The organism is Flavobacterium nackdongense (assembly GCF_004355225.1).
GTDB lineage: Bacteria > Bacteroidota > Bacteroidia > Flavobacteriales > Flavobacteriaceae > Flavobacterium > Flavobacterium nackdongense.
This window is the reverse complement of the sequence record NZ_CP037933.1, coordinates 2,174,158-2,196,857: the sequence shown is the minus strand read 5'-3', so window position 1 is coordinate 2,196,857 and position 22,700 is coordinate 2,174,158. Positions and strand designations below refer to the sequence as shown.

The 22,700-nt window shown below is 35.5% G+C and carries 24 protein-coding genes and 1 tRNA gene; 10 read left to right on the top strand and 15 right to left on the bottom strand.

Features of this window, described 5'->3' with window-relative positions:
• Window positions 1-808: 808 nt before the first annotated feature.
• Window positions 809-890: transfer RNA gene (locus E1750_RS09360), tRNA-Leu, on the bottom strand.
• A 107-nt stretch (window positions 891-997) separates the two neighbouring features.
• On the opposite strand from E1750_RS09360, the gene E1750_RS09355 reads away from it, so the two are divergent.
• Window positions 998-2,386: a dipeptidase gene (locus E1750_RS09355; protein WP_133276522.1), complete on the top strand. Its 1,389-nt coding sequence runs from the start codon at window positions 998-1,000 to the stop codon at window positions 2,384-2,386.
• 96 nt (window positions 2,387-2,482) lie between these two features.
• On the opposite strand, the gene E1750_RS09350 is transcribed toward E1750_RS09355, so the two are convergent.
• Entirely contained in the window at window positions 2,483-3,838 is a 1,356-nt protein-coding gene (locus E1750_RS09350; RefSeq protein ID WP_133276521.1) for a saccharopine dehydrogenase family protein, read from the bottom strand.
• Window positions 3,839-4,000: 162 nt separating this feature from the next.
• On the opposite strand from E1750_RS09350, the gene E1750_RS09345 reads away from it, so the two are divergent.
• Window positions 4,001-4,384, top strand: coding sequence for a DUF423 domain-containing protein (locus E1750_RS09345; protein WP_133276520.1), 384 nt, complete (start codon window positions 4,001-4,003; stop codon window positions 4,382-4,384).
• 212 nt (window positions 4,385-4,596) lie between these two features.
• Window positions 4,597-5,697, top strand: coding sequence for a DUF4407 domain-containing protein (locus tag E1750_RS09340; protein WP_133276519.1), 1,101 nt, complete (start codon window positions 4,597-4,599; stop codon window positions 5,695-5,697).
• A gap of 74 nt (window positions 5,698-5,771) precedes the next feature.
• Here E1750_RS09340 and E1750_RS09335 read toward each other — a convergent pair whose 3' ends face one another.
• The 10 genes from E1750_RS09335 to ruvC form a co-directional block, all read right to left on the bottom strand.
• Window positions 5,772-7,115, bottom strand: a complete 1,344-nt coding sequence (locus E1750_RS09335) for an OmpP1/FadL family transporter (protein WP_133276518.1) — start codon at window positions 7,113-7,115, stop codon at window positions 5,772-5,774.
• A 207-nt stretch (window positions 7,116-7,322) separates the two neighbouring features.
• A complete protein-coding gene (locus E1750_RS09330) occupies window positions 7,323-8,009 on the bottom strand; it encodes a PH domain-containing protein (RefSeq protein ID WP_133276517.1) in 687 nt (228 codons plus the stop codon).
• Window positions 8,010-8,110: 101 nt separating this feature from the next.
• On the bottom strand, window positions 8,111-8,479 hold the full coding sequence (locus E1750_RS09325; RefSeq protein WP_133276516.1) for an MmcQ/YjbR family DNA-binding protein: 369 nt from the start codon (window positions 8,477-8,479) through the stop codon (window positions 8,111-8,113).
• Window positions 8,476-8,877: a GNAT family N-acetyltransferase gene (locus E1750_RS09320; protein WP_133276515.1), complete on the bottom strand. Its 402-nt coding sequence runs from the start codon at window positions 8,875-8,877 to the stop codon at window positions 8,476-8,478. The genes E1750_RS09325 and E1750_RS09320 overlap by 4 nt, the downstream gene beginning before the upstream one ends.
• A 162-nt stretch (window positions 8,878-9,039) precedes the next feature.
• A complete protein-coding gene (locus E1750_RS09315) occupies window positions 9,040-9,633 on the bottom strand; it encodes a hypothetical protein (RefSeq protein ID WP_133276514.1) in 594 nt (197 codons plus the stop codon).
• Window positions 9,623-10,093 carry an RNA polymerase sigma factor gene (locus E1750_RS09310; protein WP_133276513.1) on the bottom strand — a complete coding sequence of 157 codons (471 nt, stop codon included), beginning with the start codon at window positions 10,091-10,093 and terminating at the stop codon, window positions 9,623-9,625. Before E1750_RS09310 ends, E1750_RS09315 begins: the two co-directional genes overlap by 11 nt.
• On the bottom strand, window positions 10,094-10,255 hold the full coding sequence (locus E1750_RS17740) for a hypothetical protein (protein WP_165698027.1): 162 nt from the start codon (window positions 10,253-10,255) through the stop codon (window positions 10,094-10,096). It lies immediately after the preceding gene.
• Between the two features lie 21 nt (window positions 10,256-10,276).
• Window positions 10,277-11,128: an alpha/beta fold hydrolase gene (locus tag E1750_RS09305; RefSeq protein WP_133276512.1), complete on the bottom strand. Its 852-nt coding sequence runs from the start codon at window positions 11,126-11,128 to the stop codon at window positions 10,277-10,279.
• Between the two features lie 140 nt (window positions 11,129-11,268).
• The gene (gene hemW / locus E1750_RS09300) at window positions 11,269-12,510 is read right to left on the bottom strand and encodes a radical SAM family heme chaperone HemW (protein WP_133276511.1); all 1,242 of its coding nucleotides are present in this window, start codon (window positions 12,508-12,510) and stop codon (window positions 11,269-11,271) included.
• Between the two features lie 2 nt (window positions 12,511-12,512).
• Window positions 12,513-13,109: a crossover junction endodeoxyribonuclease RuvC gene (ruvC, locus tag E1750_RS09295; protein WP_227873866.1), complete on the bottom strand. Its 597-nt coding sequence runs from the start codon at window positions 13,107-13,109 to the stop codon at window positions 12,513-12,515.
• 54 nt (window positions 13,110-13,163) lie between these two features.
• Between ruvC and E1750_RS09290 the strand changes: the two genes are divergently transcribed.
• Together E1750_RS09290 and E1750_RS09285 are read left to right on the top strand one after the other, a co-directional pair.
• A complete protein-coding gene (locus E1750_RS09290) occupies window positions 13,164-14,108 on the top strand; it encodes a lysylphosphatidylglycerol synthase domain-containing protein (protein ID WP_133276510.1) in 945 nt (314 codons plus the stop codon).
• Window positions 14,105-15,226: a glycosyltransferase family 2 protein gene (locus E1750_RS09285; RefSeq protein WP_133276509.1), complete on the top strand. Its 1,122-nt coding sequence runs from the start codon at window positions 14,105-14,107 to the stop codon at window positions 15,224-15,226. Before E1750_RS09290 ends, E1750_RS09285 begins: the two co-directional genes overlap by 4 nt.
• 132 nt (window positions 15,227-15,358) lie before the next feature.
• Here the strand turns inward: E1750_RS09285 and E1750_RS09280 are convergent, their stop codons facing one another.
• Window positions 15,359-15,835 carry a hypothetical protein gene (locus tag E1750_RS09280; protein ID WP_133276508.1) on the bottom strand — a complete coding sequence of 159 codons (477 nt, stop codon included), beginning with the start codon at window positions 15,833-15,835 and terminating at the stop codon, window positions 15,359-15,361.
• 42 nt (window positions 15,836-15,877) lie between these two features.
• Window positions 15,878-16,249: a hypothetical protein gene (locus tag E1750_RS09275; RefSeq protein ID WP_133276507.1), complete on the bottom strand. Its 372-nt coding sequence runs from the start codon at window positions 16,247-16,249 to the stop codon at window positions 15,878-15,880.
• Between the two features lie 57 nt (window positions 16,250-16,306).
• On the opposite strand from E1750_RS09275, the gene E1750_RS09270 reads away from it, so the two are divergent.
• The 4 genes from E1750_RS09270 (at window position 16,307) to E1750_RS09255 (ending at window position 21,169) form a co-directional block, all read left to right on the top strand.
• Window positions 16,307-16,807, top strand: coding sequence for a DUF456 domain-containing protein (locus E1750_RS09270; RefSeq protein WP_133276506.1), 501 nt, complete (start codon window positions 16,307-16,309; stop codon window positions 16,805-16,807).
• 270 nt (window positions 16,808-17,077) lie between these two features.
• Window positions 17,078-19,015 (top strand): alpha-L-fucosidase, encoded by a 1,938-nt coding sequence (locus E1750_RS09265; RefSeq protein ID WP_133276505.1) that lies wholly within the window; start codon window positions 17,078-17,080, stop codon window positions 19,013-19,015.
• 230 nt (window positions 19,016-19,245) lie between these two features.
• Complete coding sequence (locus tag E1750_RS09260; protein WP_133276504.1) at window positions 19,246-20,307, top strand: family 43 glycosylhydrolase; 1,062 nt, start codon at window positions 19,246-19,248, stop codon at window positions 20,305-20,307.
• Window positions 20,308-20,506: 199 nt separating this feature from the next.
• Entirely contained in the window at window positions 20,507-21,169 is a 663-nt protein-coding gene (locus E1750_RS09255; protein ID WP_133276503.1) for a queuosine precursor transporter, read from the top strand.
• Between the two features lie 86 nt (window positions 21,170-21,255).
• Here E1750_RS09255 and E1750_RS09250 read toward each other — a convergent pair whose 3' ends face one another.
• Window positions 21,256-21,633, bottom strand: a complete 378-nt coding sequence (locus E1750_RS09250; RefSeq protein WP_133276502.1) for a heavy-metal-associated domain-containing protein — start codon at window positions 21,631-21,633, stop codon at window positions 21,256-21,258.
• 108 nt (window positions 21,634-21,741) lie between these two features.
• Here E1750_RS09250 and E1750_RS09245 point away from each other — a divergent pair, with 108 nt between their 5' ends.
• A complete protein-coding gene (locus E1750_RS09245) occupies window positions 21,742-22,608 on the top strand; it encodes a DMT family transporter (RefSeq protein ID WP_133276501.1) in 867 nt (288 codons plus the stop codon).
• The last annotated feature ends 92 nt before the right edge of the window (window positions 22,609-22,700 follow it).

Sequence of the window (22,700 nt, the reverse complement as noted above, 5' to 3'; positions counted from 1 at the left end):
AATGATTTAGACTAAATCTCGTACTTATACCAAACTAGACCTACTTAGCAATTATTTAACAACAAATTTTATTATTTATTGTAATGATATATATTCAATATTGTATGATGCAAAAGTGCAAAGTTTATCAATTAAGGTAATAACCAAAATACAGGTATTTATGACCAATATTACATTTTTAGTCTTTTGAAATTTTTGGCTTTAATTATAACCATAATGGTGCGGAAGTGTTAACAATCCTAAAACAGTGAGAAATGTTTAGACACAAGGTAATACCCCCGAATACAGAGCAAAAAATTAACCGAGAAAGTTTATTTTATAGGGGGAGGGGGTCTCTTTAATGAATTTATTTTTTGAAAAGTTTTAGGGTTTTTTATAAAACTAGTTTATATGTCGCAAAAAAAAGCAATTTTTAGATTACAATGTTTACAGACAACATAAGCCTATAGCAGCCCTTTTTTAATTTGAAGAATTTAACGATTTCTGTGTCGTATTTATTTTTCGACCTAAAGCCATAATATTACAAAACAAAAAAAGGAATAAGAATTCAATAGCAGTTGGGGAATTCTTTCTGTTTAATATTTATATATTAATCACAACGCTAAAATAAAAATAAATTGAAATAAAAAACGGTAGTTGTTCAGGCTACCGTTTTACGTTGTTCAAACGTTGGTTTAAAATAGGCATCGTAAACCTATTACAAATATATAATTTTTTTATTGTTTTTAGAATTGTCGGGCAATAGTCGGGCAACTCTATAAACTAAAAAATGCAACTATCTAATATTAAGATAATTGCATTTTAAAAGTGCGGATAATAGGACTCGAACCTACACGCCTTGCGGCACCAGATCCTAAGTCTGGCATGTCTACCAATTTCACCATATCCGCGAAAATGTGAGTGCAAATATAAGCATAAGTTCTAACTTTCAAAGTAATTTATTAAAAAATATTCAAGGTCTTTTTTGTACTTTTGAAACTCTAAAAATTATCAAATTATGGAAACCATAAAATCATACGTTGATGAACACAAAAATCGTTTCATCGACGAATTAATCGAATTATTAAAAATCCCTTCTGTTAGCGCCGATCCAGCTTACCATCAAGATATTATCACTACTGCCAATGCTGTAAAAGCTAGTTTAGAGCAAGCCGGTTGCGATTTTGTAGAACTATGCGAAACGCCTGGAAATCCAATTGTGTATGGCGAAAAGACAATAAATAAGGACTTGCCGACCGTTTTGGTTTACGGACATTATGATGTACAACCCGCCGACCCTATCGAATTATGGACTTCTCCAGCATTCGAACCTGTGATCAAAAAAACCGAAATTCATCCTGATGGCGCCATTTTTGCTCGTGGTTCTTGCGATGACAAAGGTCAAATGTTTATACACGTGAAAGCATTCGAATATATGATTCAATCCAATACATTGCCTTGCAACGTGAAATTTATGATTGAAGGCGAAGAAGAAATAGGCTCTAAAAGTTTGGGTTGGTTTGTAGAGCGCAATCATGAAAAACTCAAAAATGACGTCATATTAATTTCTGATACCGGAATGATTTCGAACCAACAACCTTCAATTACCACAGGTTTGCGTGGTTTGAGTTATGTAGAAGTTGAAGTAACGGGACCCAATCGCGATTTACATTCTGGATTGTATGGTGGTGCTGTTGCTAATCCCATTAACGTTTTGGCAAAGATGATTGCTTCGCTTCACGACGAAAATAATCACGTAACCATTCCTGGTTTTTATGACAAAGTCGAAGAATTATCATTGGAAGAAAGAGCCGAAATGGCCAAAGCACCTTTCAATTTAGAAAACTACAAAAAAGCATTAGACTTGAATGATATCTATGGTGAAAAAGGCTATGTAACCAATGAAAGAAATTCTATCCGACCAACACTTGACGTAAACGGAATTTGGGGCGGATATACTGGAGAAGGTGCTAAAACTGTTATTGCGAGTCAGGCTTTCGCCAAGATTTCGATGCGATTGGTTCCGAATCAAGATTGGGAAGAAATCACCGAATTGTTTACCAAACATTTCATTAGCATTGCTCCAGCAGGAGTGAAAGTAAAAGTAAAACCGCATCACGGCGGACAAGGTTATGTAACACCAACGGACAGCATTGGTTACAAAGCCGCCAATAAAGCCTACACCGAAACCTTTGGAGTTCCAGCCATTCCAGTACGTTCCGGAGGAAGTATTCCAATCGTCGCCTTGTTCGAAAAAGAACTAAAAAGCAAAACCATCTTGATGGGATTTGGACTAGACAGCGATGCCATTCACTCGCCAAATGAACATTTCGGAATATTTAATTACCTCAAAGGAATTGAGACGATTCCGTTGTTTTTTAAATATTTTGTGGAAATGAGTAAGTAGGTTTTTGCCGCAAAGGCCCGAAGTCACTAAGAAAAATTCAAAATCCGTTCATTCTTAACTGAGTGAACGGATTTTTTGTTTAGTCCAAAATATTTTTCAAGCATTATATCCTAAATAAGGAACCGTTTCCTCCTTGAATACAACCCCATATTCTTCTAATTCTTTCAAAATAGGCAAATACACTTCTTCTCGAATCGGCAATTGCACTCCGGGAGTTTTTATCTTTCCGTTTAGGATTAACAAGGTTGCCATTGCAACGGGTAAGCCGACAGTTTTTGCCATTGCAGTATAGGTTTGGTCTTCGCCAAGGCAAACCATTTTGGAATCAATTTGAAGTTTTTTGCCGTTCAGCTCGTAGCCAAATTTATGATACATCACAATCATATCTTTGTCGTTGGGTTGCAATGTCCAACTATCGCTCAAGATTTTTTCGAGAATTTGAGCTGGAGTGGCATCTTTTAAACCTACTAATTTGTCGGGATTGAATAAATCCAATTCTAGCAATTTGTCCCACATAATATCGTCTTGATCAATTTTCAGAATCAAACGCATCTTGATTTCGACAGAATCAGTCGGGTGATAGGGCAAGAATGAATTCACGAATTGCCGATAACTCATAGTTTCGGAACCTTCCATTACATAACTATCATCGGTCATTCCGAGTTGCACAAACATATTCCAGGCTTTGGAAAAACCCACTCTGCGAATGGTTCCTCTGAACAAAGTCAATACGTCATTCAATCCATAAACATCCAAATATTTCAAGGAATCACGGTTCGAATAGGCTTCAAATTTACCATAACCTTCAACCTCAAGGAATTCGGTTCTGCGGAACAAATTGCAATAGGGAATGTATTTGTAAGTTCCTTCCTGAAGAAATTTTGCAGCGCCGCCTTGTCCGGCAAGAACTACATTTCGTGGGGCCCAAGTGAATTTGTAATTCCACAAATTCGTATCCGATTCTGGGGCAACTAGTCCACCACAGAAGGATTCAAACAAAAGCATTTTTCCTCCTTTAGCCTTGATTTCATCAATCACTTTCATCGCGCTCATATGATCAATCCCGGGATCGAGACCAATTTCATTCATAAAAATTAAATTGTTTTCTTGTGCCAAAACATCTAATTCCTGCATTGCATCGCTTACGTAAGAAGCAGTAACCATATGTTTTTTATAGGCGATACAATCTCGGGCCACTTCAATATGTAGATGTGCCGGCAACATCGAAATGACGATATCTGCTTTTTGAATGGCTTCTTTTCTTTGAATTTGGTCAAAAATATCTAATGAAATGGCAGTTGCATTGGGATGATTATTCGTTTTATTCTGTGCAGTTTCTAATGATAAATCTCCAATAAGGAGCTGCAAATTCTCTTCATCTGATTTGTTTAAAAGATATTGAATCAAGGAAGAGGCTGATCTTCCAGCGCCGATAATTAGAATTGTTCTCATTTTGCATATATTTAACACAAACATACATAATTGTTGTATTTATAACAAATGATAGTTGACTAAAAACTAAAAGAAACCAAATAGTATTGCAATTAAAGTATCGCATTTATTTTTTTAGTTATGGCAGAATACGATACTTTTGCAAGACAAAATCTAAAAAAAATGGACAAAAAAATAATTTCTACAGCTGCAATTTTTGGAATGTTGGCGATCATCTTAGGAGCATTTGGCGCCCACGCCTTAAAAAAAGTTTTGTCTATTGATGAACTAGCTACATTTGAAACCGGAGTTAAATACCAAATGTACCACGCCTTGTTTCTCTTGTTTATTGGGCTATCAAGCCTTGCAGAAAAAGCAAAGAAAACAATTTATAATTTAGTGGTTATTGGCGTGATTTTCTTTTCGGGTTCAATCTATTTATTGGCTACAAACGGACATTTTATTCCTTTTGATTTTAAAGTCATTGGATTCGTAACTCCTATCGGCGGCTTGTTACTAATCTTGTCTTGGGGCGTTTTATTAGTTACTATTTTAAAGAAAAAATAATACTATTTTCAAGGGTTGAAACCTAGAAATTTCTCAATTTCATTAGTCTTTTTAAAAGAACGAGTCACGCCAGAACGTGGCTCTTTGCTTTTTTACATAAAGATACTGCCAACAACAAAATGTAACTTTCTCCGTTATTAGGCTACTAATTACAATCAATCAAAATCAATCACTCCTGTGCCCGTAAAGTGGCACACTAAATCAAAATCAAAATGCTACAACAATTTTTCATCCTCTGTTCCGGAGCCGATAAAAATCTCCTCGAAGGTTGCTCTGCAGGCGAAAAAACCAAATATGTAGGTATTGGCGCCACTGTTTTCTTCACTGCCGTTATGGCTTTCATTGCCAGCTCTTATGCGCTGTTCACGGTTTTCGACAATCCGTTTATTGCGATGGGATTTGGTATTGTTTGGGGATTGTTGATTTTCAATTTAGACCGATTTATTGTTTCTACTATTCGAAAAAGAGATCGTTTCAAAAGCGAATTTTTGCAAGCCAGTCCGCGAATTGTTTTGGCAATAATCATTGCTATCGTGATTTCGAAACCCTTAGAAATAAAAATTTTCGAAAAGGAAATCAATACTGTTTTATTGAAAGAAAAAAATGCTATGGCTTTGAATAACAAAAAAGAAGTCGCCAATTATTTCAAATCGGATGTAGATAAAAACAAAGCAGAAACTGACAGGTTGAAAGCAGAAATTGCTTTAAAAGAAAAAGAAGTAAATACTTTATACGAAACCTATATTTCTGAGGCCGAAGGAACGAAAGGTACAATGAAATTAGGCAAAGGACCCGTTTTTAAAGAGAAAATAGCCAAACATAATTTGGCTTCCGCCGAACTGGATTCTATCCGAAAAAACAACTTGGCTAAAATTGCTGTCAACGATAAAAAAGCTCTTACGCTTCAAGCTGATTTAGACAAAAAAGTTTCAGAAACCCAACCTATAATCGAAGGTTTTGATGGTTTAATGGCGCGAATCAACGCGTTGAATAAACTGCCATTGATTCCGTCTTTGTTTATAATGTTGTTGTTTTTGGCTATCGAAACTTCGCCAATCATCGCCAAATTGTTGGCGGCAAAAAGCGAATACGATTATAAGTTGGAAGATTTAGAAACAGCACTCAAAGCAACTTTAGCGCAAGACAAATACCAGCGCGATTTGTTGGTAAAAACTAGCGCATCGATGCATGATAAAGTGTATGAAGACATTGCGCAGGACAAAAAACTCTACGATTTGCAACGTCAAAAAGCAACTGAATTATTAGAACTTCAAGCGCATAATTTTGTGGAAAAACAGAAACAAACGATGTAATTTAATCCAAAATAAAAAGCGGCTCTGCCATAGAAACCGCTTTTTACTATCAATTGAACTAAAAGAATTCCTCGTTATTTAGAAAATTTATATGAAATTCCGACCATTATTAAATCGGTTGTCATATCATAAGCTACATAAGAGGCAGGAATAGCGCCATTTGGATTAGACGGAGAAATAGCCATTGGATTAAGGATTTGTCCGTAAGTTTTTCCATCGCTCACACCGTGGTGATACATTGCGTCTAATGAAATATTTTTGCTGGCATTATAACTAAATCCAAATTGGAATGCGTTGGCAATTATGGCTGTTGCTGGAATGTTGAAAAAGGCTACATCATAATTTATAGGATTTGAGCTGTAAGTATAGCCTAATCTCAAAGGTAATTTTTCGATTCCTTTATATTGAATACCTGCCGAAAAGATAGATACATTATCCCAACCGAAACCTTTCACTGAAGCTGTTTCTGTCCAACCTGTTTCCGAAAAGCCATTGGTGTTTTTATAATCTACAATTCTATAATCCATGGCTAAATCAAAATCACTTTTTGAATACCCAAGTCCGAAAGATAAAATAGCAGGATAATCCATATCGAATTTATTGCTGCCTGTTGTATTGTCTAAATAGGTGTTTTCGAATTCAAAATCGCTCATATTTTGAGTTGTTTTATAGGAAACGCCCGCTTTGAATCCAGTTTTGGTATCATAAAACAAACCAAATTGTGCTCCAAAACCAGTAGTTGATGCTTTATTAGTCGATGGATAACCTGCCATTGATGGATTTGCTGTTGGGTTAGGCATCAATTCTAAGGTTCCATAATTGAAGGTAGGTTCGATACCAACGGATAATTTATCGGTTATTTCATAGGCCCAAGTTAAACCTATTTGCAACAACATATAATCCGATTCTACTCTGCCAAAACCACTCGCTTGTTGCGGATAATTTACAGGATTAGAATTTTTTGTTGAGTCAAAGCTTGAGCTCAATGGGTTATTGGTTTCTTCAGGAAAGGTGACACCAAATCCACTAATTCCAAAAGCAGAAAATCCAAAGCTATGTTTGCTTCCTTCTTTCCCCCAAACCATTGCTAAAGCGGGCATGGGAGAAACTCCTCTATCATCTTTTGTAGTTCCGCTTACAGCAGGAGAACCAGGTCCCATTGCTCCTGCAGGCAAACTTGAACTTAATTCGGGTGAAGAATAAAATAGTCCGATGTCAAACTTAATAATTTTGTCGTTGAATGCCGAAATAGAGGCTGGATTCCATTGCAATGCTCCAGAAATATCTAGTGGTTGCGCCGTTGATGCGCCTCCCATCGACATATTGAAAGCGCCGACGCCCTGCATAATATGACCCGCTTGCGAAAAAGCAAAGGTCGAAAAGAGTACTAATCCAAATTGTAAAATAATTTTTTTCATGGTTAAAGGTTTTGATTACTATTTTGAATTCTTACTAAAGGAATGGGTTTAATTATAGTAGAATAAAACCCATTGATTTAATAGGTTAAATGTAATTCAAGTAAACAATTACAAGTGTAACTTATGTTACACAACCAAACAAAATATCAAAAAAAATCCCGATAAATGAGAATTTATCAGGACTTCTGGTCGAAAATAGGGTTTGAATTACATATAACTCAAAATTTGCTTTTTAAAAGCGTCATATTCGCCTTGTAAAATCAATCCGTTATCGAGGAGTTTTTTATAGTTTTGAAGCTTGGCAAAAAGTTCGTCTTGCGATAATTCACTTGACAACTTTTCTGTGACAGTAGCTGTGTTTTCAGCAATCGGTTCTGTATAGTTTGAAACCGCGGGCATCAATTCAGCAAAACTCACCACTTCTTCCGCTTCTACTTCTTCGATTTCTTCTGGTATAAATACGGGAATTTCCGTTTTAACCTCTTCGGCAACGACAGGGTTTTTCAACAAATCCAATTGCTCTTTGGCGAAAGTAGAAATCTTTCTAGCTTGAATTTTAGGGATATAATCGATAGAAACTTGGATTTGTGTTTTCGTCGAAAATGAAAATTCGGAACCTAAAATGTTTTCTTTCATAAAAGTTCCTTCAATTTCGTCCCAAGTAAAATCAGTAAAATTCATCGAAAGCCCCATATTTTTTGGCTGACAAATGATGATTCTTTTATTGGTGACCACGATACTGTCAGGGAAAACGGTAATAGCCGGTTTTTTTTGCACGGCGATGTATCCTATTTCTTCGTTTTTCATCAATAAATCATTCAGTTTGGAAGTGATTTTTTCGATGGCTTTTGGGTCTTGCTCTTCGTTTAAGAATTTTTTAAGATTATCAATCATATTATTTTATTTGAATTGTGTTCAGAAATTTTTAGCAAAAGTAATGCCTAATTTTCTACTTCTCAATACAATTTTTTTCAAAAAATACACGAAGTTTTGAATTAATCCATTTCAAGAATTTCTGCTTGTGTTTTTTTGGTTAAACTATTAAAAATCAAATCATAAGAATCATCTATCAATTCCTTGATAAATTTATCGGGTAATTCGTTGTTTATGACAACCGTATTCCAATGTGTTTTGCTCATATGAAATGCCGGCTGAACGTCGCCGTATTGGCCGCGTAATTCTTGTGCATAATCGGGATTACACTTCAAATTTGCGGAAGGCTCGCCTTTTTCCCATTGCAATAAAGAAGAAAGCGCAAACATTTTTCCACCCACTTTAAAAACTAAAGTATCGTGATCGAACGGAAAATGTTCGGTAGCTCCTTTTTTTGAAAGGCAATATTCGTAGTAGGTTTCTAGGTTCATATCGTTATTTTTTCCATCATTTTTTCTGGATGTGCCAATGCCTTAAAACCGAATTTCTCATATAAATAGTGGGCATCAGATGTTGCCAATCGCCAAATTTTAACCTCTTTTAAAACCGGTTCTTTCATCATTGCATCAATTAATATAGAAGAATATCCTTTTCCTCGCTGTTCCTCAGCTATAAAAACATCCATCAAATAAGCAAAAACCACATAATCTGTGACCACTCTGGCAAACCCAATTTGGACATCATTTAAATAAATACCAAAACAAACTGAACTGTCAATAGTGGTTTGCACTTCGTCAATAGTTCTTCCAGCTGCCCAATAAATGTCCTTCAAAAAGTTTTGAATGAAGGGAATATTTAGTTTTGTTTTATCGGTTGAGATTGTAATCATACTTAATTATTTTAAACACTAAGGACACAAAGTAGGCACTAAGGACACAAAGCTTAGCGAACTTAGTGCCTACTTTGTGTTCTTAGTGGTTAATCCAATTCCAAATTTAAGTAAAACAAATCACGCGCAATTCCATCCGTTAAAAATTTTCCTTGTTTATTATCATTTTTGAATTAACTGATTGTTTATTTTTTCAAATTTTTCAATTAATTCATTTAATGATTTTTGTTGCTTTTTAATTGTTTTGGGTCTAAAAACAAACCAATTTAATGCAATCCACGCCAAAGTAACGCCATAGGTAACTGTTGCCCAAAGCATTGTCATACGACAAGTATATTCATACATATACAAACAAATCCCAATACTCAACAAAATAAAATATGCATTCAAAATTGTTGTTTGTAAAAAACGTTCTTTCTCTTTTAATTTTAGTAATTGTTGTAAATGTTGTGACGTATCCATTTCATAATTATTACTTTTCAAGAAAGTTGCCATTTTATTATAAACAAATAGATATAAAAACATTGCAAGTATTATGCATACAATACCAATCTTACTTGTGATGAATTCTGGTTTATAATAATACCAAATAAACAATAAAAAAGCAGTTGTAAATAATAAAGTAATATTTGCCAAAAGCAGTTTTCGAAAACTCTTCTTTTTGAATTCTTTTGTTTTTTCAAATAGTTCTTTGGGGTCTGGAATATCCATTTTTTGTTTGTTCCATAACTCTTTAAAATCAATATTAGTGTTCATAGTTTTCAAATTTTTTAGTCAATTTTTCTTTAATACGGTGAATCTTTACTCTAACGTTTGATTCAGAAATACCAACAATAGAAGCTATTTCCGCTTGTTTAATATCTTCCAATTCTAATGAAATGATTAAACGGTCAATCTCAGGTAATTCAGCAATGCATTGATACAAAAAATTATATTTTGGTTCATTATTAATTGATGGTACTTCTTCTAATTCTAGCGGCAAATCAGACTTAGCCATCCTATTTTGTTTTTCAATTTGTCGCAAACAATGATTGGATGCTATCCGGAAAATCCAAGTTCCTATTGAAGATTCGTTTCTGAAATCTGGTAATTTTTGCCAAACGGTTATAAACGTTTCCTGCGCAATATCTTTTGCCCAATCATGATCGTTTACGTATCCCATACACAAACGGAATATTCTTTGCCAATAGGTTTTGTATATTTCTTCAAAATCCATTTATAGGTCTTTTGATTTTTTAGTTTTTTTTGCAATAATCATCATTACAAATATAGCTATGCCAATAGCAAATCCAACTGCAGTGTCTTTTAATGCTACACCCATTGCGGTGCCAATTCCTGCTGACATCGCAAGTATCGAAATTGTAAATGGTTTTTTCATTTTAATGTTTTTTTTAATTAATTATTTGGTTATAAAAGTATTAAGTTCATTGTCATACCAATCTTTATCATCGTACATTATAAAGTGTAAGCCTTTGGTGGCATAGACTAATTGAGCCGTTTTAAGGTTTTTGTATTGATCGTTCATTGCAGGTTTTATATTGGCAAAACTTGGCTCTAACAACACTAATGTTGGACATATTATGCCAGCTATTTTTTCTCTCAAATCAGTATTTGAAAAATCACAAAACATTTCGGCAAATGTTTTTCTATCCGATTTTATTGTCCAATTTAAAACCAAATCTTGTTTTGAAGTATCTGCCAATAATTGAGGCATCATCATTTTTTGCATTTGATAAAATTGATCTTCAGATACTGCCATCATTCGGTTTACTGTTTCACTACAATCGTTGTTTGCATTTGACTTAAAAGAAGTATTCCACACTGCAGACAAGCAAGGCAACGCATCAACAACAATTATTTTCGAAAGTAATTCAGGATAATCAGCAGCAATAGCCATTGCCAACCCACCGCCCATACTGTGTCCAATTACTATTGGCTTGTTTATTTTGTTTTGTTTGATAAAATCTGCAATATCTTTTTCCCAGTTATTGAAGGTGGCATTGTCCCGTGGAGGTGTTCCCGCAAAACCTGCCATTGTCAGAGTGTAACAAGTGTGCGTTTTTTCAAAATTGATTTTGGTCTCATTCCAAACTTCCGAGGAACAACCAAAACCAGGAATAAAAATAATGGCTTGATTTCCTTTTCCAGAAACTTTTACATCAAAAGAATAGGGCTTGCTTTGAGCATAACTTTCAGAATAAAATAGTGCAATAAAAAGCGTAAGTACAAAAGATAATTTAATTGATTTCATAATAATTGTTTTTTAGTTATTTGCCCTTTTGATACGATAGATTTCAAAATGTTACAATACAACTAAAAAAAACAAATTTATCCTCGATAAATTAAATTACCCTTCAAGTCAAGTTTAAATAATATTCTCAAAAAATACTGCTAAATAGGATTAATAAAAAACAAATCACTCGCAATTCCATCCGTCAAAAATTTTCCTTTTTTGGTTGGTTTTAGAATCTTCTCGATACTTCCCGATTGCATCGGGACACTCGAAGTGACGATTTCAAGCAAACCGTCATTTATAAATTTCTGCGATTGCTTTTGCAAATAGTCTGAATATTCGTTTCCAAATTCGTCCGAAATTCTATCCAAAGAAACGCCCCAAATGGTTCGCAATCCTGTCATAATATATTCGTTGTAACGGTCGGTTTTGGATAAAATTTCCATTTCGTTGGGTAATTTATTTTCACCCAAAGATTTCAAATAAATAGCATTATTCGAAACATTCCAACTCCTGGAAATGCCATCATAACTGTGCGCCGAAGGACCAATCCCGATGTATTTTTTTCCCAACCAATAGGCCGAATTGTTCTTCGAAAAATAATTCTCTTTCCCGAAATTCGACAATTCATAATGGATAAAACCATTTGCTTCAAGTGTTGCGACCAAAATCTGAAAATGTTCTTGCGCTAAATCATCGTTTGGTTTTCCGATTTTACCAGTTTGGATAAGTTTGTTCAAAGCGGTTTTGGGTTCGACCGTCAAGGCATAACTCGAAATGTGCGGAATGCCATAACTCAACGCTGTTTCAATGTTTTTCTTCCACTTTTCGTTGCTCATTCCTGGAATTCCATAAATCAAATCGAGGGAAATGTTGTCGAAATATTGAGTTGCGATTTCAAGACATTTTCTTGCTTCCGCCGAATTATGGGCGCGATTCATCATCGTTAAATCGTCTTCAAAAAAAGATTGAATTCCGATAGATAGCCGGTTGATTCCAATTTTTGAAAGTGCAATCAAATAATCTTCAGACAAATCATCGGGATTGGCTTCGAGCGTGATTTCGGGATTTTCTGAAACTTTGTAGTTCTTATAAACTTCTTCAATCAAAAATCTGCAATCTGCAATCTGCAATGTAGAAGGTGTTCCGCCACCGAAATAAATGGTTTCTATCATTTCCTCTTTGTCACTTCGAGCGGAGTCGAGAAGCCCATTTTTTCTCATTTGAATTTCTTTAGCCAAGGCCAAAACCATTTCGTCTTTCTTTTTCATTGAAGTTGAAAAATGAAAGTCGCAATAATGACAAGCCTGCTTGCAAAAAGGGATGTGGATGTAGATAGCCCCACCCGACCTCCCCGAAGGGGAGGAGGTGAAACTGGAAATGTATTTTGAATATAACATTCTTATTGATTCTTTTTAGGAACATTAATCGACAAACTATTTCCCCCTTTGGGGGTTAGGGGGCTATTCTGCTTCACAAAAGCATCCCAACCGGTATAACTTTTCGCACCAACCACTTTTCCTGAATTGAAAAAATGACAAACTGCGGCCGCTAATCCATCGGTAGAATCTAGATTTTTTGGTAATTCTTTTAAGCCTAAAAGTTGTTGGAGCATTTTTGCAACTTGTTCCTTGCTAGCGTTTCCGTTGCCGGTGATGGCCATTTTTATTTTCTTGGGTTCGTATTCGGTGATGGGAATGTCTCTCGAAAGTCCCGCCGCCATTGCCACGCCTTGCGCTCTTCCGAGTTTCAACATTGATTGTACATTTTTTCCAAAGAAAGGTGCTTCAATCGCTATTTCATCAGGATTGTGTGTGTCAATTAGTTCGATGGTGCGTTCGAAAATGATTTTCAATTTTTGATAATGGTTGTCATATTTAGACAATTGCAATTCGTTGAGTTGAATAAATTGCATATTTTTTCCTACTACTTTTATGATTCCAAAACCCATAATGGTGGTTCCAGGGTCGATTCCTAATATGATGCGTTCGTTTGCCAAAAGATTTGTTTAAAGTTTAAAGTTCAAAGTTTAAAGTTTTGTTACTTTGCAACAATGATTTCAATATCCCACAAAGCTAAACAATTCCTCATACTTCTTATCAAACTTTTGATTGTTGGCGGTGCATTTTATTTTATTTACATCCAATTGGCGAATAACGACAAACTGGATTGGGAGAAATTCATCATTTTGTTCAAAAAAAACCAATCGATTGCTGGAATCAGCTTTATCTTGTTGTTGAGTGTTTTGAATCGCTTTTTCGAAATTTTGAAATGGCAGAATTTGGTTTCTTATCTTCATAAAATTTCTTTGCTAGAATCCACTAAGCAAGTTCTAGGTGCTTTGACTGCTGGATTATTTACTCCAAACGGTCTGGGAGAATATGCTGGAAAAGCATTGTTTTTTGATAAAAAATCCACCAAAAAAATTATATTTTTGAATTTGATTTGCAACGGAATCCAAATGATTTTATCTGTAGTTTTTGGTATATTTGGATTGTTATATTTCAATGCCAATTACAATATCATTACTTCAAAAACAGTTCTAATTCTGTTTGGAATTTGTTTTTTGCTTTTTGGAATTTTATTTTTTTCGAAGAAAATAGATATCAAAGGGTATTCCATCGAAAAACTGATTCATAAAATCAATGAAATTCCGAAAACCATTCATCAGAAAAATATCTTTTTGGCAGTTTGCCGATACTTGGTTTTTTCACATCAATATTATTTTTTGTTCTTGGCTTTTGATGTCGATTTGCCTTATTTGACAATGATGGCAACCATTGCGAGTGTATATTTTCTAGCTTCTTCTTTGCCTACATTCCAGTTTTTGGACTTTGCTGTCAAGGGAAGTGTTGCCGTTTATTTCTTTGGAATATTAGGAATCAACGAATGGATTGTGGTTTTTATAAGCACGCTGATGTGGTTTTTGAATGTAGTTTTGCCAGTTATTATTGGGAGTTATTATGTAATGAATTTCAAAACTAAAATAACACAATGATTCTTGTTTTATACATAATTATGCTGCTATATTGTCTGTCAATAATTGCCCTAATCTATGGATTTACCAAAGTCAATTCCTTTGATTCTCTTTGGCTAGAGCCAAAAACAAAATTCACGATTATTGTTCCTTTTCGGAATGAAGCGGAAAATCTGCCAAGTCTCTTAGACAGTTTTTCAAAATTGAGTTATCCGATGGAATTTTTTGAGGTAATTCTGGTTGATGATGATTCAGATTATAGATTGCAGATTGCAGATTGCAGACCCGACACACAGCGAACTGGCGAAGCATTTCAGGTTTCAGTCATAAAGAATATTCGAATTTCGAATTCGCCAAAGAAAGATGCGATTTCAACAGCAATACAATTGGCTAAAAATGATTGGATAATCACAACTGATGCAGATTGTGTTGTTACCAAAAACTGGTTGTCAACATTGGACAATTATATTCAGCGTCACGATGTTTCGATGATTGCGGGTGCTGTGACTTATGATTATGAAAATTCTTTTTTACATCATTTTCAGCAATTGGATTTGGCCAGTTTGCAGGGCGCAACGATTGGGAGTTTTGGCATAGGAAAAGGATTTATGTGCAACGGTGCTAATTTTGCTTACACCAAATCTTTTTTTCAAGACTTGAATGGTTTCGAGGGAAATGATAAAATTGCTAGTGGTGACGATGTGTTTTTGTTGCAAAAAGCTATGGCAAAATGCCCCGCGAAAGTTCAGTATTTAAAATCTGAAAATAACATTGTCATTACAAAGCCGGTGAACGATTGGAAATCCTTGTTTCATCAAAGAGTGCGTTGGGCTTCGAAAACAAGTTCGTATCAAAGCAGGTTTGGGATTGGTTTGGGATTGGTCGTTTTCGGTGGGAATATTGGTTTGTTGTTTGTTGTTTGTTGTTTGTTGTTTGGGATTGGGAACATTTTTTTAATGTGTTTTTTGCTGTTGGCGAAATTTTCAGTTGACTTTGTTTTAATACATAAAACGAATGGTTTCTTAAAAAGCAAAACGCAATTTTTTGTAATAAGCAGTTTGTTGTATCCTTTTTTTAGCGTGAGTGTGGCTTTGTATGCAGCGTTTGGAAAATACGAATGGAAAGGGAGGCGATTTTAGGACTCCTAAAGCCCTAGCCCAGATGGAAACGGCATCCTTTTGTGGCGTCCCGAAACTTCGAGAGCCACAAAAGATATAGTGAACAGATGGAAGATGCTCCAGATTCCTACTTTCGTCGGAAATGACAAGCTCTTACTCCACCTTTAAAATAACCGGAAGGATAAATTGTGTTTTTACAGGAATTCCGCGTTTGATGGCAGGATTTATTTTTGGGAAATTGATTAAACGCGCTTTGAGAATACTATCGATTTTGATGGTGTCGTAGGCTACGGAATCCTTGGGAAATTGAGGTTCAAACTCTAAGGTTGAATTGGGCAAAATGGTCACTTTTACTTCGATGGTATCGAGTTCGGGATACAGAATCGACAAGGTATCTACTGCTAATTTTTCTTGAATGAGCTGGGTCATCACTTCAAAAAAACATTCTTTACGTTGGGCTTTGTTTTCAATTTTTTCGCAATAAACTACCGACGGAAATTCATCAACTTCTTTCCAATTGATGGCTTTGAGTTCTTTTTGTAATAAATCCTTTTCTGAAGGCACTTGCTTGTCGAAGTACTGACAGGAATTAAAAAGTAAAAAGAGTATCAAAAAATAAAATGGCCTCAATGTTTTGCTTTTGAATTGGAATAATATTTTATAAAAATACAATTATTTCTTTTGTGTTGGCTTCGAAAGCAAATAATCTTCGTATTTTTCGGATAGCCACTTCTTTTTACTTGCGGCTGCCACCTCTTTCTCTTTGGGATACAATTTGGCTAATCGATCTGAATAAGTACCGATTTGTACAGTATAAGTGTAAAATTCTTGCTTCGTTAAAAGGATATTGGGATCGAATTTTTTCTCATTAAATTCGAAAAATAATTTTTCGAAATCTTTCATTGTATAATTCAATACCTTTGTTTTATTCGCTTTGTAGATGGAGTCCTTCAAAACGTCGTCGGCCGTATTTTGTGTCTTTTCTTGCGCCGAAACCGAGTTCAGAAAAGCAAATAGGAATGCGAATAGTATAATTTTTTTCATGGTGGATTTGAGATGGAATTTCAGTTCTTAATTCACAAATTTACATAATTTTATTTTATGGATTTAGTGCTGCTAATTATCGGTTTTGTGTTAATGATTTTAGGTATTTTTGGCAGTTTTATGCCAGTTTTGCCTGGTCCAAGTTTGAGTTGGTTGGGATTGGTATTGCTTTATTTTACTACCGCAATTGAAGTAAATTACTGGATTCTTGGTATTAGCCTTGTGATTACAGTCCTAATTTCGGTGTTGGATTATGTGATTCCAGCCAAGGGAACCAAAAAATTTGGCGGTAGTTCGTATGGTATTTGGGGAACGAATATTGGATTGGTTGTAGGTATTTTTGCTCCGATTCCTTTTGGTTTTATCATTGGACCTTTTTTAGGTGCTTTTATCGGTGAACTGATGTACGATTACAAAGACCACGGCCGCGCTCTGAAAGCTGCCACGGGTTCTTTTATTGGGTTTTTAGCTTCTAGCTTTATGAAATTTGTCGTTTGTATGGTGTTCTTGGGACTTTATATCTGGATTGTCTGGGAGCATAAGGCTATCCTTTTTTGAAAATTTCAACTTTATGCAATCAAAAATCGTAAACAATATAGATTGCAAATTTAAACTGCTGTCAAGAGTGTGCAAAGCGAATCTTTAAGCTAATAAATTATCTTTTCAAAAAATCTAAAAGGGTCGGATTTAATGCTTATGTAGCCCAGTTATTTTACTAAAAATAGAAATTGACTTAGCTAACGCCCTTTTTTGACCTACTAGACACATTTTGCCATTTGAAAAATAGCTATTTTTACTAAGTTGTAAATATTTATTATTGGTAGTTCGATGAGAAAAAATGTACTGTATCGGTGTTTGTGTTGCTTTACCCTATTAGCCATTCCCGCAAATTTGGATGCTCAAACCACAGCTTCAAAAGCTGCTTCAGAATTAAAACCTTTGACCAATTCAGATTTTGAAACGGGTGATTTGACGGGTTGGAAGCATTGGAGAACCAAATTTTGTAGTATATCTAAGGACGCCTATTCTGGCAAATATGCCTTGCAAGTTGGTCCTGAAAGAGCTTTTGGAGTACAGGAGGTCAAAGTAAAACCCAATAGTCTTTATCGAATTTCCGCTTTTGTAAAAACCGACTCGGGAGCTGAAGAAATTCAGCTTAAGATCAGTGATTATGGTGGTGCTTCGCTATCTGTTTCTAGTGCTTTGACTGCATACACTAAGGTAAGTCTTGATTTTCAAACAGCCTTTTCGTCGGACAATCTGTTGATTTCTTTTATACATCCTACAGGCAATGGAAGTGGTTTCGCCGATCAAATCGAATTAACTTATTTAGGGGAAGCTCCTGCGCCTAAGATTCAAGAGTTTGTGAAGATTCCGGAAAGAATATTAAAAGAGGATGTGGGCGTTTCGCAATTGCCTAATGAAAAAATGAAATGGTTTCTCGATGATAAGTTCGGTATGTTTATTCATTGGGGCGTTTACGCTGCCATGCCCGAGGGTTCAGAATGGGTAAGACATACAGAAGCCTGGGGTCAGGAATATTATCAAAGAAGGGCGCGGGATCCAAAAAAAGGCTTTACTGCCGCTAAATTTGATGCTTCGCAATGGGCTGATATTGCAAAAAAAGCGGGGATGAAATATATGGCAATGACTTCTCGTCATCACGATGGTTTTGCACTTTTTGACAGTAAACATCCTTCGAGCTGGACTAGCAAAAAAGACCTTGGACGTGATTTAGTAAAAGAATACACCGATGCTGTACGAGCATCGGGACTACACGTAGGATTGTATTATTCTCCGATGAGTTGGCGTTATCCGGGCTATTATGATGTAACTGGAAAAGATTGTAAGCCTAATGTATGGGGCTATAAGACAGCTGCTTGGCATAAAGCCGATGCCAAAGATATGAAAGAGGAAGTGTATGAGCAGGTTACAACACTTTTTAATGATTATGGAAAAATAGATTATATGTTTTGGGATGGTGGTTGGTTAAGCCAAACGGTAAATCGTGAGGTGGAACTCGCCTTTTGGGATCCGGGAAAATATCAAAATCCCAATAATGAGTGGCCTATTAATGAAAAGTTTATTACCAAAGAAGAAGGCACTAATAAGCCATTGGGTATTATGGGCTTGGTGCGTAAATTTCAACCTGATTTGGTGGTTAATGAACGTTTCTCTTGGGTGGGTGATGTTCATGCTGAAGAAGGAGGTAGCGCCACTTCTGGTGATATTCGATACGAGCAATATGGCGAAAAATGTTTAAGTCTTCAAAAAGGGGGTTGGGGATACAGACCCAATGGAAAAGTTTTCAGTTTTGAAGAGGTAGCCGTTTTTTTATCAAACTGTGTGGTTAGAAACATCAATTTACTGTTGAATGTTGCACCAGACCGAGAAGGTGTTATACCACAAAATCAGCAAGAGGTGCTTTTTCAAACAGGTAAATGGCTGTCAAAGGTCGGTGATGGAATTTATGGTACTCGCGGCGGTCCGTGGCAACCACTATTTGGGGAGTATGGCTTTACCTTCAAAGGCAATAAAATCTATTGTCACATTTATGAAGGATACCGTGATTTTAAATCGGGAACTTTTACAACCCAGTCGCTAGCTAATAAAAAAGTAACGAAAGTGATTAACCTTTACGACGGAAAAGAATTGCTGTGGACCAAAAATAAAAACAAAACCATAACCATAGCGGGAGTGGATTACAGCTTAAATTCAGCTGCCACATTGCTAGAAATTACGCTGGCTGAGCCCGTATTTAAATAAATGGTGCCATTAGTTCTTGTAAGTAAGGTCCAAGCGATTAAGATAGAAATTTTCAAACATTTTAAACCATTAAGACTTAACAACTGAAGAAAGCGTAATTGCTTTAGACGTCCTAATAGCTTGGAAAACAATTAGTATGTACAGCATTTCAAGTTCAACTAAGTTTTAAAATGGTGCTGTTATTTACGGATTTTATATACTATTTTTAAAAATAATACCTTCCAAAAAATATGAAACGAATTTTAATTGTGGCGTTGCTGATCTATTTTTCTAGTGTAATGCAAGCGCAGCAAACCAATTTTAAACCAGCTCAAGTTTGGTTAGACAATAACGGAACCCCCATAAATGCGCACGGTGGCGGTATTCTTTTTCATAATAACACCTATTATTGGTATGGAGAGCACAAGCTGGAAGGGAAATCGGAAGCGCAGTTTGCCGATGGCGGCATACATTGCTATTCATCTGCTGATTTAATCAACTGGAAAGATGAGGGTTTGGTTTTAAGCGTAGATTATAAAAATTCAAAAAGCGATCTTTCTTATGGATGTATTCTCGAAAGGCCGAAAGTCGTTTACAATAAAAAAAACAAGCAGTTTGTAGCCTATTTTAAACTGTACTTAGCCGGCCTGGGGTATGTAACAAGTAATGTAGGAGTTGCCGTTGCCGATCAACCGACGGGACCATTTATTTTTCATCATAAATTTCATGGCGCTGATTCACCCAATGGTTCAGGTGATTTTTCGATGTTTAAAGATGATGATGGTAGTCTTTATCACTTAACAGTTCGCAAACCTGACAAAGCTTTTGTCATTGCCAAGATGGATAGTGACTACTATTATCCCGAAAGTAAATACACCATTTGCAGAGGTATTGAAGCCCATACTGAAGCTCCGGCGGTCATAAAAAGAAACGGAGTTTATCATCTGTTGGGTTCTGGTTCAACGGGTTGGAAACCCAACCCAGCACGATATTATACGGCTAAAAACATACTTGGCGAATGGACAAACCAAGGCAATCCTTGTGCTGGTTATAATCCTTTAGATAATCTTGGGGTTGAGAAAAACTTTGGCTCACAGTCAACATTTATTTTGCCTGTCCAAGGTAATGAGGATAGTTTTATAGCTATGTTTGATATTTGGCAACCCGATAAACCTATTACAGGCAGGTACATTTGGCTACCTATTGATTTCCTTGAGGGAAAAATCTCAATCACATGGAGAGATTCTTGGAATTTGAATGTGTTTAAAAATGCTGTTGGACAGCAAATCGATACTATTCCCACAAAGAATTAAAGCAGTTTTTGGATGTTGGTGGAAGTCACTGAACTAATTGTTTTCAAGCTGCAATAGGGTTAGAAAAAAGTTTGGCAAAATGGCGAGATTGTCTCGTATTGCCTGATACTGTTAATTTGAATTAGTAGTGATAAGTAGTAATAATTTTTTTAAACTTACTATTTCAAAAAATACTACTTTTGATTTCAAATCAATTTTTATGTTCGAGTCCAAAAAAGATATTGTGTACGTTATTCTGGCCGGTATATTCATTACCAATGCTGTTGTTGCGGAATTGATAGGGGGAAAGCTTATTCATGTAGGTTCGGCGGTGATGAGTATTGGAATTCTACCTTGGCCAGTAGTTTTTGTAACAACCGACTTAATCAATGAATATTTTGGCGAAAAAGGAGTGCGTAAACTTTCCTTAATTACCGCAAGTTTGATTGGGTATTGTTTTATCCTGCTGTATTTTGCGATACGAATTCCAGCTGCTACCGGAATCAGTACAGTGAGTGACGCTCAATTTTTTGCCGTTTTTGGTCAAAGTCAATGGATTATTGTGGGGAGTATAACCGCTTTTTTAGTTTCACAACTTATCGATGTTACTATTTTTCATTTTCTTAAAAACAAAACGGGAAATAAAATGATTTGGCTCAGAAGTACCGGTTCTACAGTGATTTCTCAGTTGTTCGATAGTTTTATCGTTCTCGGTATTGCCTTCTGGGCAACAGGAATTATGACCACCGACGTTTATATAACTTCTGCCTTTACTGGTTATTTTGTAAAGTTGATTATAGCCATCGGTATGACGCCTATGGTTTATTTAGGTCATTATTTAATCGAACATTTTTTAGCAAAAAAACATCCAACTAACTCATAGTACTAAAATTTAAATTTGCAGTCATCAAAATAAAAAAGCTTCTCCATCGAGAAGCTTTCTTTATAAAACTAACTTAAGGTTTCGTTTTACAATTTCATATTAGAAACTTTATATGTTTTGCCGTCGGCGACGGCTTCGACAACTTTAGTTAATTTTTCAGGGTTTAGTACTGTTTTGTCAAAAGAAACAGTGGCCAATTCTTTATCAAAATCTACTGTAGCATTTTGAACACCCTCAAGGCCATTTAATTCTTCCTGAATGGTTTTGGCACATCCTATGGCACAAGTCATGCCTTTGATGGTGAAACTTGCTGTTTGTAAGTTTGCGACGGCAATTTCTTTTTTCACTTTTGGTGCTGCTGTTCCAGTTGCTGCATCTGAAACGGCTTCAGTTGATTTTTCTTTACAACCCACAAATAAAAGGCTTGCAAGTAGCATTGCTGATATGGATTTGATTACATTCATTTTTATTGGGGTTTAAATATTTAAAAATTCAATTTTAGTAAACAAATTTACTAAAAAAAGTGCCGGTAATTCATAAAATAATTACAATTTTGAGCCAAAATTTAGTTTATGAATTCGAAACAGTTGAAATGGGTGTACCTGATAACGCTTGCCTTAATTTGGGGGAGTTCTTTTATCTTGATTAAGAGAGGTTTAGTGGGGTTGACGCCTTTGCAATTAGGTTCGTTGCGGATTATTTTTGCAGCCATTTTTTTGTTGCTAATTGGATTCAAAAGTCTATGTAAAATTCCGCTACATCAGTGGAAATATATCGCTTTGACGGCTATGTTGGGCACTTTTGTTCCGGCTTTTCTTTTTGCAATTGCGCAAACTCAAATCGACAGTTCTGTCAGTGCAATTCTGAATTCGCTTACGCCTTTAAATACCATGATTTTAGGCGGGTTGGCTTTTGGTTTGAGTTTTAAAAGGGCTCAGATTTTGGGGGTGATTATTGGATTAATAGGAACATTTTTGTTAATTATAAACGGAGCTATTCATCATCCGGAGCAAAATTATTATTATGCAATTTTGGTTATTATAGCCTCGATTTGTTATGCAACGAATGTCAATTTAATCAATAAATATTTATCCGATTTGAGTCCGCTGAGTATTAGTACCGGTAATTTTTCGGTTTTGTTGTTTCCTGCTTTAGCGATTTTGTTTTTCTCTGGTTTTTTCGATCTAATAGCGGTCGAAAGTGTTCAGCATTCGGTATTGTTTATTATGATTTTAGGTGTTGTGGGAACGGGAATTGCCAATATACTTTTCTTTAAAACAATACAAATTTCATCGCCTGTTTTTGCCACTTCGGTAACGTATTTAATTCCAATAGTTGCTTTTTCTTGGGGATTATTAGATAAGGAAATGCTGACTCCAGTGCAGTTTTTAGGAGCTTTTATTATTTTGGCTGGGGTTTATTTGTCGGCTAAGAAGTAGTTTTCAGGTTGCAGATTGGCAGATTTCATGCATGCAGATTTCAGATTTTAAACAATTATAAAAAACAAAAACCTCTTGAGAAATCAAGAGGT

Excerpts from the sequence above, each read along its gene's own strand:
- E1750_RS09355 (WP_133276522.1), top strand. The coding sequence starts at position 998 with ATGGAAACCATAAAATCATACGTTGATGAACACAAAAATCGTTTCATC.
- E1750_RS09350 (WP_133276521.1), bottom strand. The coding sequence starts at position 3,838 with ATGAGAACAATTCTAATTATCGGCGCTGGAAGATCAGCCTCTTCCTTG.
- E1750_RS09345 (WP_133276520.1), top strand. The coding sequence starts at position 4,001 with ATGGACAAAAAAATAATTTCTACAGCTGCAATTTTTGGAATGTTGGCG.
- E1750_RS09340 (WP_133276519.1), top strand. The coding sequence starts at position 4,597 with ATGCTACAACAATTTTTCATCCTCTGTTCCGGAGCCGATAAAAATCTC.
- E1750_RS09335 (WP_133276518.1), bottom strand. The coding sequence starts at position 7,115 with ATGAAAAAAATTATTTTACAATTTGGATTAGTACTCTTTTCGACCTTT.
- E1750_RS09330 (WP_133276517.1), bottom strand. The coding sequence starts at position 8,009 with ATGATTGATAATCTTAAAAAATTCTTAAACGAAGAGCAAGACCCAAAA.
- E1750_RS09325 (WP_133276516.1), bottom strand. The coding sequence starts at position 8,479 with ATGAACCTAGAAACCTACTACGAATATTGCCTTTCAAAAAAAGGAGCT.
- E1750_RS09320 (WP_133276515.1), bottom strand. The coding sequence starts at position 8,877 with ATGATTACAATCTCAACCGATAAAACAAAACTAAATATTCCCTTCATT.
- E1750_RS09315 (WP_133276514.1), bottom strand. The coding sequence starts at position 9,633 with ATGAACACTAATATTGATTTTAAAGAGTTATGGAACAAACAAAAAATG.
- E1750_RS09310 (WP_133276513.1), bottom strand. The coding sequence starts at position 10,093 with ATGGATTTTGAAGAAATATACAAAACCTATTGGCAAAGAATATTCCGT.
- E1750_RS17740 (WP_165698027.1), bottom strand. The coding sequence starts at position 10,255 with ATGAAAAAACCATTTACAATTTCGATACTTGCGATGTCAGCAGGAATT.
- E1750_RS09305 (WP_133276512.1), bottom strand. The coding sequence starts at position 11,128 with ATGAAATCAATTAAATTATCTTTTGTACTTACGCTTTTTATTGCACTA.
- hemW (WP_133276511.1), bottom strand. The coding sequence starts at position 12,510 with ATGTTATATTCAAAATACATTTCCAGTTTCACCTCCTCCCCTTCGGGG.
- E1750_RS09290 (WP_133276510.1), top strand. The coding sequence starts at position 13,164 with ATGATTTCAATATCCCACAAAGCTAAACAATTCCTCATACTTCTTATC.
- E1750_RS09285 (WP_133276509.1), top strand. The coding sequence starts at position 14,105 with ATGATTCTTGTTTTATACATAATTATGCTGCTATATTGTCTGTCAATA.
- E1750_RS09275 (WP_133276507.1), bottom strand. The coding sequence starts at position 16,249 with ATGAAAAAAATTATACTATTCGCATTCCTATTTGCTTTTCTGAACTCG.
- E1750_RS09270 (WP_133276506.1), top strand. The coding sequence starts at position 16,307 with ATGGATTTAGTGCTGCTAATTATCGGTTTTGTGTTAATGATTTTAGGT.
- E1750_RS09265 (WP_133276505.1), top strand. The coding sequence starts at position 17,078 with ATGAGAAAAAATGTACTGTATCGGTGTTTGTGTTGCTTTACCCTATTA.
- E1750_RS09260 (WP_133276504.1), top strand. The coding sequence starts at position 19,246 with ATGAAACGAATTTTAATTGTGGCGTTGCTGATCTATTTTTCTAGTGTA.
- E1750_RS09255 (WP_133276503.1), top strand. The coding sequence starts at position 20,507 with ATGTTCGAGTCCAAAAAAGATATTGTGTACGTTATTCTGGCCGGTATA.
- E1750_RS09250 (WP_133276502.1), bottom strand. The coding sequence starts at position 21,633 with ATGAATGTAATCAAATCCATATCAGCAATGCTACTTGCAAGCCTTTTA.
- E1750_RS09245 (WP_133276501.1), top strand. The coding sequence starts at position 21,742 with ATGAATTCGAAACAGTTGAAATGGGTGTACCTGATAACGCTTGCCTTA.